The sequence below is a fragment of the Pseudomonas sp. P5_A2_2 genome, assembly GCF_054177685.1.
On record NZ_JBGCUL010000079.1, the window covers coordinates 1 to 11,183 of the forward strand.

Genomic DNA, 11,183 nt, shown 5'->3' on the forward strand with positions numbered 1-11,183 from the left:
ACCAGGCAGATTCCTAGGCATTACTCACCCGTCCGCCGCTGAATTCAGGAGCAAGCTCCTGTCATCCGCTCGACTTGCATGTGTTAGGCCTGCCGCCAGCGTTCAATCTGAGCCATGATCAAACTCTTCAGTTCAAACATCTTTGGGTTTTGAGAAAACCCTAAACTTGGCTCAGCAATCGTTGGTTACATCTTTGATTTCTCGCGGAGTAACTTGTGATGCTGATAATCTGTTGACTAGCAGYCTGACCCCACAAGCACCCACACGAATTGCTTGATTCAGTTGTTAAAGAGCGGTTGGTYAAGATCTTTCGTCTCAACCGAGGTGCGCATCTTACAGCGCATCTTTTCAAYTTGCAACCTTAAAAGYTTCTGATTTTTCAAYAAAATCAACTACTTAAGCCAAGAACAACATCAAGCTGCTCGTTAGCGGGAGGCGAATAGTACAGTATTAAAATACGTGGTCAACCCCCCCGCCTGAAAATWCTTCTTCCTTACCAAGGCACCCGGGTTGCCACCATGAAAACCCCCAGCGCCTATATAAAGCATTGGGGCAGCAGAGAGCCCGGACCACGTCGTCACTGAAGCACCCCTTATTTCGTGGACGCCACCCATCGCCCACTCCCAGCGATGGCACGGTTCCAGGCCACCACATTCAATGACAGCGCCACACCCGTCCTGCTCAGCCCCCCCCCTCTGCCGACATCCTCGTCGGTATTTCGGACCGTGCGGCAGATTTCAAAAAGAAGTCGCAAACCCCGCGACTATTCAGGGTTTGCGACTCATAGTCGATACGTCCCTCAAGCTCCCGGGACGTTTTCTTCGGGTATGCCTGCCATGTTCATTGCCGAACGTGCGGGCTTAGTTCTGTACCTCAGCCACATCGACATCCGGGGCATCAGGGGCGTCGGCCATATCCTCTCTGGCCTCCCTCGCCTCTACTTTGGCAGCGTTCCTGGCCGCATCTGCGGCAGCCCTGGCAGCATCTCTGGCTGCATCTGCTTTTGCCTTGGCGGCGTCCCGGGCTGCATCTGCATCTGCTTTCGGTACGCCAGCGGCTCTGGCAGCGTCTCGGGCTGCATCAGCCTCAGCTCTCGCAGCGTCTCGGGCCGCATCCGCCTCGGCTCTGGCAGCATCCCTGGCTACATCTGCGTCGATCCTGGCAGCGCCCCTATCTTCTGCAGCTTCCCTGGCTGCATCTGCGGCGTCTTCTGCGGCTTCCCTGGCAGCGTCATTGGCGTCTTCTGCGGCTTCCCTGGCTGCTTCACCGGGTTCTTCTGCCGCTTCCCTGGCTGCGTCATTGGCGTCTTCTGCGGCTTCCCTGGCTGCATCTGCGGCGTTATCCGCATCGTCGTCATCGTCGTTGGCATGCGCTTTGCCAGGGCCTCTGTTCCCGACCATGCCACCATGGTCATCGTCGTTGTCACGCGCTTTGCCCGGGCCTCTATTCCCGGCCATTCCACCATGGTCATCGTCGTTGTCACGCGCATTGCCCGGGCCTCTATTCCCGGCCATTCCGCCATGATCAGCGTCGCCGCGGCCCGGGCCGCCATGGCCAGCAGCACCATGACCGCCGCCATCTCCATGGCCGCTACCACCGCTACCGCCTCCGCCGTCACCACCGTGGCCACCGCCTCCGGAGCCTCCACTGCCGGAACCACCGCCGCCACCGTGACCACCACCTCCGCCGGAGCCACCAGAGCCGCCGCCACCGCCACCGTTGCCGCCACCACCGTGACCACCGCCGCCTCCGCCGCTGCCTCCGCTGCCGCCACCACCGTGGCCGCCTCCACCTCCACCTCCACCGCTACCGCCATCTTTGGCATGCACGGTGGAGAAACTACTGATGTAATCAGGCACCAGGACAGTCGATGCCGACAGGACCCCGCCAATTGCCAGAGCCAACAAACACTTCTTGAGTACCATGATGCACCTCCGCTTGGAGTTGCGCCGTCATCTCCGTATCGAACGCAATGTCCAGTGAGTTCCCGGCCGCCCACTGGAGCGGCCAGCCAACCGGCACGGCCATAAATCTGCAGCAATCACGAGCAACTGCGGTATTCGCACGATCCCTCAGAGCCAGCCGGCATCGTTGCGTGGGAAATATTCCCACACCTATTAGATTAGTGCTGTCAGCCTGAGTGTCAACGACCGAACATCAGGACCTGAGCTTGGCTGGCCTGACTGGCTTTTCGACACGCACCGTCGCGCCTGGACCCAACCTGGGTCAAAGCGGTGAAACGCATCAGTGCAGGGAAACAGGCGGGTATCAGTAGGTGTGGCTGAACACCAGTCCAGCCTCGCCATCCGGGCTCGCGTCGGAAAACCCCTTGACGGCATACAACTGGAACTTCCAGTTCTGATTGAGCTTGTGCGTGAGGAACAGGGTGAGCTCCTTGATTTGGTCGCCCGTGGAAACGACCTTCTGCCGCCAGTCGTAGGACGCGCCCGCCGAGGTACGTGCGAACACGGGTATGGCGAAGCCCAGGCCGGCGAATATCGGGTCGTCGAAGTCGGAGCCCGACGGGTCGCCGAATTTTTTCCAGCCCAGAGTGGCGAACCCGGTCACAGGGCCGAAGGCCTTGGCGACGTCGACCTGGGCGGAATAGTCGGTTTTGCCTGTGCCCAGGCACTTGTCTTCGTCGGCTGTAGGCAACTTGACCTTGCCGATCAGGTCCACGAACAACCCGTCAACGCTGCCGTCAAGCACGGCATAGTCGGCACCGGCGACGGTATCGCCCAAACCGCTTACCACTTTGCCGCAGCCGCCGGGCAACGGCTCGCCGTCAGGGCCGACCGAAGGATTGGTGATGCGCAGCCAGGGCACAGTGAGCTTGTAGGTCATGGGACCGGTTTCGTATTTGCCCACCAGTGGGACGTACCAGGTTTCGGAAGTAGTACCGGTGCCATAGTCGCCCCGAGAGTAGTCGGTTCCGATTGAGGTCGTGAAGGTATCGGCCAAGGCTGGCAAGGCCAGGCTGGCGAGCAAACCAACAAGCAGGATGCGCTTGGGGTCCATGTTCACCTCGTGTGTTCCGTCATCGAAGTTCACACGCATGCTTTGTTGCGTGACTTACCTAGCCTAGTTACTTATGACGAAAGTGCATCATGACTGCACTGTTTAACCCGGCCTGCCAGAGTGATCGATTTTTTCAACCGGCTCAACCTTCTCGATTTTCTCGACCCTTTCGACTTTCTCTACCTTCTCGACTTTTTCTGGACGTTCAACTTTCTCGACTTTATCCGGACGCTCGACCTTTTCGACTTTATCCACTTTGTCGGGTCGCTCGACCTTCTCGACACGCTCTGACTTGCCGGACCTGTCCACGCTTTCCGTCCTGTCGCCGCTGCCACGACTGTCATTGCCCCCGTGGCGAGTATCGTCGATGACACTGCCTTCGCTCTCGGAGCCGCCACTCCTGTCACTGCCGGAGTTGCCGGAGTTGCCGGAGTTGCCGGAACTATCGGAGCCGCTCGAGTTGCTCGAGCCACTTGAGTCGTCCGTGCCTTGCTCGCGGGTTCGGAGTCGTCCGTGTTGGTTGCTGGCTGGCGAATCGGAGCGCTCGCGAGACAATTCGATACGCGTTGCCTGCACATCCCGCGCGCCGCTGAACACGCCGATGACCCGCACGCGTCGATCCAGCGCCAGTTCTGAAGGCTGCACACCAACAAACACGGTGTCGCGCGCCAGCGTCACATTAAAACCACCCACCACCAAATGGCGGTCCTGTCGGCCTTGTACCAGGCCCTCGATCACCGCATGGTGTACCCGGCCAATGAAGGGCAGGCTCGGGTCGGGACGGCTTTGGGTCACGTCCAGTTCGCGGCCGGACCACTGGCCGCGTACCAGCACTTCCTGCGCCGGGCTTGGGTTATTGCCGAGTTTGAGCCCGTGGAGATAGCCGCTGCGATCCACCGGTCCGATGGCACTGGCCTCCTTGAGGCCGGGTGCCCGGTCGATGCGGCTGGCCACCACTTCGCCACGAGCATCGCGCAGCCCGCTGACCCGTACCGGATCGCCCGGGCGCAGACCAGCAGCGACTTGAGCACCGCCGGCCAGGCGTACCGGCTGCCCCATGACACGCATGGGCATGGAATCTCTCGGCAGGGCCGTCAAAGGGCCTTCGTAGACGTGCAGGATAGAAATGCGCCCGGCCTCCAGACCTCGCTTGGAATTGAACGCTTCCACGGCAACCACTTGGCCGACTGCCAGCTGGGTACTGGTGGTGGCAATGCCGTTCTCGTTGACAGGAACGTTATTGCTGAAGTGCACTTCCACGCCATTGACGCAGATCGAGGCAAACCCGGTGATAGTGCCGACAATGCCGGTGCCACCGATCCCGCCGTTGTCGCTTTCACTGCCAATGCCCGTGCCACCCACGCCGCCTGCAACGGCACCGGTGCCGCCAATCCCGCCAGGGCGCTTTTTCAGCGGTGCGCCTGTACCACCCACCCCGCCGTTGTCGGTGCTGATGCCGGTACCGCCCATGCCACCAGGCGCCACACCCGTACCGCCGGTGCCACCCGGAGCCTGGATGACCGGAACTTCACTTGTGCCCGCGTCATTCTGGCTGACACAGGTCGGGGCGGCCTGCAACACAATCGGAAGCCCGAGGCCCAGAGCAAGGGCGATTGCACGAATCAGGCGCAAGTTGACGGTCATGGCTTAGGGGCCGTTGATGAATTGGGATCTGAAACTTCAGTGTAGAAGTACAGGCCGACCGTGATGCGCTGACGCGACTCAAGACTGGGCAGGTCGCGGAATTCCAGATCGGCGGCGAGTCGGTTGAAACTCAACAGGGCCTGCATCCCCTCGCTGGCAACGGCCTCGCGCAACGCCTCGACGCTCGCTGGGGTCAGCGCGTCATAGTGGACGCTGCGTTCAAAAAAGGCCGGACCTTCGCCGCTCAGGTTGTGTACCGCGGCGCTGGCATGATCGTGCAGGTTGTGCCCCAGGTAAGCGGTTTTCTCATCGAAGCCCTTTTGCGGCACGAAGGCCTGGGCTTCGAGGTGCACGAGATCTTGTTCGTCAAGGCGCACGACGCCCAGGCGCAGCCACTCGTCCAGCACCACTCGCGCCCGGATATCCGTGCTGACCTTCGCCACCAGGGCGTCAAAGGAGCGGTCGCCGCCGGCACTGGCCAATCGAGGCAATGGCAGTGGCTGGCCGGCGTCGTTGCAGAACGGCGCCCTGGCCCAGGCGTTGACCAGTTGCGCACCGAAAGTGATGTTTTCCGGAAGCGTGGAAGAAGCGGGGTCGCTGGTGTTGCGCAAGCGCCGTACATCCTTGCGGTGCACGCCGGTGAGCAGGCTGATGCGGCTGTCGGTCGGTGCCTTGTCGCCCAGACGGAACTCTCGGTCCGCCACCTCGACGAAAACCTCCTTGAGCAGGTCGGCAAACACCAGGTAGGTGACTCCTTTGCGCAGCATCAGGCGTACCAGCGGCCGCATGACATGTCGCAAGGCTTTGAGGAGCGAGGTGGGCAAGGTAGACGATTGCATTCAGCGCATTCCTGGTCAGTTAACCCCAGTATAGCTACGTGGGAAATAATCCCATGAAGACAGGCGCTTTTTTTTGCCGTGCCTCATACAAAACCGGTCTTCAGGGTCTTGTATGAGGTCATCAGGCCGCTTCAGATCCGGCTGTTGTCGTCGCCGGGTTCGCCACCATCATGATTGCCGCTGTCGTCACCCGGCTCGCYGCCGACATGGACGCCGCGGTCGTCTCCGGGCTCGCCGCCGACGTGGACGCCGTGGTCGTCTCCGGGCTCGCCGCCGACGTGGACGCCGTGGTCGTCACCCGGCTCACCGCCAACGTGGACGCCGTGGTCGTCACCCGGCTCACCGCCGACGTGGGCGCCGTGGTCGTCACCCGCTTCTGCATGGGTACCACCGCGACCGGAGTTCGAGCCTCCAGAACCGGCATGGCCTGAATTCCCGTTCCCATGATCGCTGCCGCTGTGACCACTGTTTCCGCCGCTCCCACTGTTACCGCCGTGGCCACCACTGCCACCGCTTCCACTGTTGCCGCCGTGGCCTCCACTGCCACCGCTCCCACTGTTGCCGCCATGTCCGCCGCCACTACCGCCGCCGCCACCGCTACCACCACCGCCGCCACCGCCACCGCCACCGCCACCACCATCCTTGGCATAGGCACTCGATTCATGGGAAACGGAGTCTGGAACCAAAACGACGGAAGCCGAGAGGACGCCACCGATTGYCAGCGCCAGTAGGCCTCTCTTGAAAAGCAGGTAAGTGTTCATCGTGCATTCTCCTGGTGATTTACCGCGAGCAGTGCCAACGCAATTCGCGCTGCGATCCGGGAGCGGCATGGGAGTAACCCGTAAACTTACAATCTCTCTTGAATTTTTCGCGTGGGATTTTTTCCCACGCAATCTAAGTTAGCCCTTTCTGGCTCCGGGTCAACCCGCGCAGGAGAAAGCCGACCGACGGCTTTGTGAAAGCGATCGAACTGTCGGGAAACCGCCTATGGGTCATGAAAAAAGGACGAGTGTTCGAGCGGCCTCTACCACGGGTAATCACCGAAAGGTGACAGCGGCTCAGGCGACACCGGATTCGCTGAAGCCCGCCACTTCAGGGAGCGGGCTTCCCTCGGTCAGTTGATAGCTACCCCGGTACCGAGGATTTTTGCGCACCGACACTGCCCGCCCTACCGGCGACTGCAAGTGCCACGCAACAAGCCAGTGACGAGAATGCCGCGAATACGCCCATCACATGCAGATAAGGCAACACGTGATTCCAGGCTCGAGCCACCCCCAGGAATGCGGCGAATAGCCAACCGCTCATGGAAAGCGCACCCAACAAGGCAAGCCGCGTGCGCCCTGCAGTGCGCAGTGCGACGAATGGAGCCTTTTGCAGAAGCGGGAAACCAACTCGATGCAACAATGCACCGTTCAGGCTAAGCAGCGCGACGACAGTCACCTTGGCCCAGAGTTTCTGATTGAGCAGATACGCGTCGCCTTCATTGAGGTAACCCTGGAGCACCAGCAACAATCCGCTTGCCCAAAGGCCCAGCAGTGCGAGGCTGACGATCTTCCGGGTTTCATCAAGGTACTCGAGCCGCGCCTGGTCCAGTATTTCCTTGCGCCAACTCCAAAGCTTGTGATCCGCCTGCAACACCCTCCCCAGGGCAATACACGTAGCGAGCAGATGACCGTATACGAGAAGCATTTTGAGCATTGCCTTGACCTTTTTATTGTTTGGGCGCTGCGTTCCCTGCTTCGCTGGATTGAAAACGAATGATACAAATTAGCAATTGCGCTTTCAAGATAAACGTCTACTAACATGTGCCGAAACAGACCTCCATACGACTTTCGTCGTATTTGGAGACGGTCGTTCCTGTGGCGGATGAATGCCGCATCCCCCTCATCGTCGGAATGCAGTAAACCGTTGTAGCGTTGAATCGCGGCCGCCCAACCCTTGGCGTGCAAAAAGCAAAATTGCCATGTGCTCCCTTCGTTCTTTCTTGCGTCGCACTGTTCTTTGCCCGTTCCTGTACGTCTGGAGTTTCCCCCCATGCCCTCGCCTGAATACTTGCCCGCCGCGCTGCTGGGCCTGGCCCTTGTTTGTCCGGCCATGGCCGAGGCCCAGAGCCTGGAGCTGGGACAAGTGCTGATCGGGGCTGAGGACCAGAGCGATGAAGACCAGGGGATCGAGGACGCCAGGGCGCGGCTGGCCCAGGTGCCCGGTGGCACCAATGTGGTCGACATGCGCCGCCCGTTGCAGGGCCGCGTGGCCAGCAATCAGGATGTGCTGGCTTACCAGCCGGGGATCTACGCCCAGTCGGCGGGCAACGAAGGGGTGAAGATCTCGATCCGTGGATCGGGTATCAACCGTGCACCGGGCGCCCATGCCTCGGGGCTGTACACCATGCTCGACAGTCTGCCGCTGACCGGCCCTGGCGGCACGCCCTATGAGCTGCTGGAGCCGCTCTGGCTCGACCATGTGGAAGTGCTGCGTGGCGCCAACGGTTTCGACCGCGGCGCCCTGGCCTTGGGCGGGGCCATCGATTACGTCAGCCATACCGGCTACGACGCGCCGAAGTTGCAGGTACGCTACGCGACGGGCAGCCACGGTTATCGTCAACGCCAGGTCAGCTCCGGCCAGGTGTTGGGTGCCTTCGATTACTACGTGGCCATGACCGACGCCAACGCCGACGGCTACCAGGACCATACGGCCAGTGAGAGCCAGGGTGTCATCGCCAACTTCGGTTATCGCTTCAACCCCAACCTGGAAACACGCTTCTACCTGCGCCACCGCCAGACCGACAACGACCTCGCGGGACGCGTGACCAAGCACTCCATCGAGCACGACCCACGGACGGCCAACCCGGCCTACGTGGCGCGGGACGACCGCCGCGACGAACCGGGCAGCACCTTTATCGGCAACAAGACCACCTGGTACATCGATGACGATTCGAGCATCCAGACCGGTCTTGTCTACCACGACTACCCAATGGATTTGCGTGAGGGTCCCAACCGCCTGAAGGTGGCGTACACGGACGTCAGCGGCACCTTCGACTACAAGCGTCGCGACTCGCTATGGGGCCTGCAAAGCCAAAGCACGCTGGGCCTGCGAGTGACCAGACACCTGCCCAACTCGGGTGCCAGCGAATTCGTGCGCATCCCCACCGGCAACACCGCCGGTTATGCACCGGGCACGCTGATTCGCAACTTCACCTACCAGGGTTCGGACAGCGTCCTGCATGTGGGCAATGACCTGGAAATCGCCGACGACCTGTGGCTGACCACCGGCCTCGCTGCCATCTACACCCGCCGTGAAAGCGATGTCACCTACCCGCAAAGTGGTGGCAAGACCAGCCTGCACGACTGGGACTATGCCCCGCGCGTGGGCCTGCGCTATCAACTGACACCTGACCTGCAACTGTTCGGCAATCTCAGTCGCTCGGTCGAGGCACCGCACCCGTGGTCGCTGATCTATAGCTCCAACATTCGGTTCCCGGCAGGCAGCGGCCCCGCCACAGGCGCCCAGCGTGATCCGGTCAAGCTGCAAAACCAGACCGCCACCACCCTGGAAATCGGCGGCCGCGGTGACAGCACGCTGGGGCAGTGGAGCCTGGCCTGGTACTACGCCCAAGTGCGCCACGAGTTGCTGTCGGTATTGCCGGATGCCAACGCCACCACCCCCTACGAACTCAACGCCAGCCCCACCGTGCACCAGGGCGTGGAAGCCAGCCTGCTGAGCCCTCTTTGGTCGCCGGACGATGGCGGACAATTGAGTCTGCGCCAGGGCTACACCTTCAGTGACTTCCACTACCGCGACGATGACCGCTTCGGCGACAACCGCCTGCCGGGCCTGCCGATGCACTATTACCAGGGCGAACTGCGTTACGACTGGCCACAAGGCTTTTTCGCCGCGGTCAACACACAATGGGTGTCCACGGTGGCGGTCGATTACGCCAACAGCTACTACGCCGATCCCTACGCAATCTTCGGCGCGACACTGGGCTACAACGCGCCCAAGGGCGACTGGCAGACCTGGCTGGACCTGCGCAACCTGACCGACAAGCACTATGCCGCCACGGTCACGCCGGGCTACGACGACAAAGGCCTGGACGCGGCACGCTCCACCCCCGGCGAGGGCATGGCGATGTACCTCGGGGTGTCGTGGAGCCTGCTCTGAGGACGCTTGCCTGTCTTCGCAAACACACGCAACCGAGCGCGACGACTAAGCTTTAGTAACGTCACTTCGTCCCTCAAGGAGCTATCCATGAGCGCCGCCGCCCTGTCCGAACTCGATGCCGCCCTGCCCGACCTGACCCGCAAGATCCGCGTGCTGGATGCCTTGTCCTGGCCCGATGGCGTCGAGGAAGACTTCCTGGCGAAATGGCGCAGCGGGCGTGCTCAGTTACCCGATGTCAAGCTGCAGCCCCGCGAGCACAGCGCCGACATCGCCGCTCTGGAAACCTTTATCAGCCGCTGCGATGTCGGGCATCCGGCCGGGAATTTCCTCGCCATGACCGCCCGTAGCTATGCCACGGCCGGACACATGCTGGGGGCAATTGGTACTCCTGCGTTTACGCACTATTCGTCTGCACTGTATCGGCGCCCGGATTTCTATTACAAACGCCTGCAACTGAGCATGCTCGACGCGGCCCGTTTCTTTCTCAAGACTACTGACGCCCTGCTGGGTAGCGCGCGGATTCCACCCTGCCCGGCCGAAATCCCGGCCAAGGCGTTCGCCGCCTGGATTCAACCGGAACTGGACCGTTTCTTCGGCGTCGGACAGATCACGGTCGTACTCGATCCGAACCTGGCCGCCAAGGCCATCGCCGGATCTAGCCGCATCCGCCTGCGGGCCAGTGCGCTGTTCTCGGAGCTGGACAAGAACCAACTGTTGCAACACGAGGCCTTCGTGCATGTCGCCACGGCACAAAACGGTGCGCGACAGCCCAACCTCACAAGCCTGGGCCTGGGCGCACCGCGCACGACCCAGACCCAGGAAGGCATTGCCACCCTGGCCGAACTGTTCACCGGCAGCATGGACATCAATCGTTTGCGTCGTCTGGCCCTGCGCGTGCTCGCCGTCCAGCAGGCGCTGGAGGGTGCCGACTTCATCCAGGTGTTCGAAGGCTTTCTGGCGGCCGGGCAGTCGCAGGAGGAATCCTTCCGCTCCACCCAACGGGTGTTCCGCGGCGCCGACCTGCGGGGCGGTTCGGCGTTCACCAAGGATGCCGCCTACCTGACCGGGCTACTCGGCGTCCACACCCTGCTGCGCATTGCAATCCGCGATAACCGGCCGGAACTGGTGGGGCATTTGTTTGCCGGGCGCCTCAGCCTGGCTGACACCGTGCGCCTGGCGCCACTGTTCGAGTCCGGTTGGCTCAAGGGACCGACCTACCTTCCGGCCTGGGCCTCTGATCTGCGATTGCTCGCGGCCAATCTGGCCTTCTCGGCGTTCATCGCCCAGATCAAGCTGGATGTGCTGGACCTGGAGGTGTTCATGGCATTCGCCGAAGAACACGAAAGCGATGCCAGCGCCCAGTGATCGATCAGGTTGACGCCGTTTTAAAGACAACCTGGGTCGTTCGAATGAGCTGCTACCATTAGAAAGCGGCATCGAAGCTGGGCTCTGTGGCTTGCAAAGTCAGCTTTCACCTCTGCGGCAGCGACTCATTCATTTCAAGCCTGCCTGACCACATAG

The 11,183-nt window shown here is 61.5% G+C and carries 8 protein-coding genes and 1 rRNA gene; 2 read left to right on the forward strand and 7 right to left on the reverse strand.

The features are described from left to right. The 7 genes from ACXRVY_RS08725 to ACXRVY_RS08755 all read right to left on the reverse strand — a co-directional run. Positions 1–134: ribosomal RNA gene (locus tag ACXRVY_RS08725) — 16S ribosomal RNA — on the reverse strand; the annotation flags it as partial. A 1,007-nt stretch (positions 135–1,141) separates the two neighbouring features. After that, on the reverse strand, positions 1,142–1,816 hold the full coding sequence (locus tag ACXRVY_RS08730) for a hypothetical protein (RefSeq protein ID WP_458237256.1): 675 nt from the start codon (positions 1,814–1,816) through the stop codon (positions 1,142–1,144). Between the two features lie 452 nt (positions 1,817–2,268). Then, positions 2,269–3,018: a hypothetical protein gene (locus ACXRVY_RS08735; RefSeq protein WP_223464007.1), complete on the reverse strand. Its 750-nt coding sequence runs from the start codon at positions 3,016–3,018 to the stop codon at positions 2,269–2,271. Between the two features lie 102 nt (positions 3,019–3,120). Beyond that, positions 3,121–4,662 (reverse strand): DUF5666 domain-containing protein, encoded by a 1,542-nt coding sequence (locus tag ACXRVY_RS08740; protein WP_223464008.1) that lies wholly within the window; start codon positions 4,660–4,662, stop codon positions 3,121–3,123. Beyond that, positions 4,659–5,501, reverse strand: a complete 843-nt coding sequence (locus ACXRVY_RS08745; protein ID WP_223464009.1) for a DUF6502 family protein — start codon at positions 5,499–5,501, stop codon at positions 4,659–4,661. The genes ACXRVY_RS08740 and ACXRVY_RS08745 overlap by 4 nt, the downstream gene beginning before the upstream one ends. Before the next feature lie 131 nt (positions 5,502–5,632). Then, positions 5,633–6,262 carry a hypothetical protein gene (locus tag ACXRVY_RS08750; protein WP_458237257.1) on the reverse strand — a complete coding sequence of 210 codons (630 nt, stop codon included), beginning with the start codon at positions 6,260–6,262 and terminating at the stop codon, positions 5,633–5,635. Positions 6,263–6,626: 364 nt separating this feature from the next. Continuing rightward, positions 6,627–7,199, reverse strand: a complete 573-nt coding sequence (locus ACXRVY_RS08755) for a hypothetical protein (RefSeq protein ID WP_223462564.1) — start codon at positions 7,197–7,199, stop codon at positions 6,627–6,629. Between the two features lie 336 nt (positions 7,200–7,535). Here ACXRVY_RS08755 and ACXRVY_RS08760 point away from each other — a divergent pair, with 336 nt between their 5' ends. Both ACXRVY_RS08760 and ACXRVY_RS08765 read left to right on the forward strand, forming a co-directional pair. Beyond that, positions 7,536–9,662: a TonB-dependent receptor family protein gene (locus ACXRVY_RS08760; RefSeq protein ID WP_223462565.1), complete on the forward strand. Its 2,127-nt coding sequence runs from the start codon at positions 7,536–7,538 to the stop codon at positions 9,660–9,662. Between the two features lie 87 nt (positions 9,663–9,749). Beyond that, on the forward strand, positions 9,750–11,027 hold the full coding sequence (locus tag ACXRVY_RS08765; protein ID WP_223462566.1) for a flavohemoglobin expression-modulating QEGLA motif protein: 1,278 nt from the start codon (positions 9,750–9,752) through the stop codon (positions 11,025–11,027). Positions 11,028–11,183 lie beyond the last annotated feature (156 nt).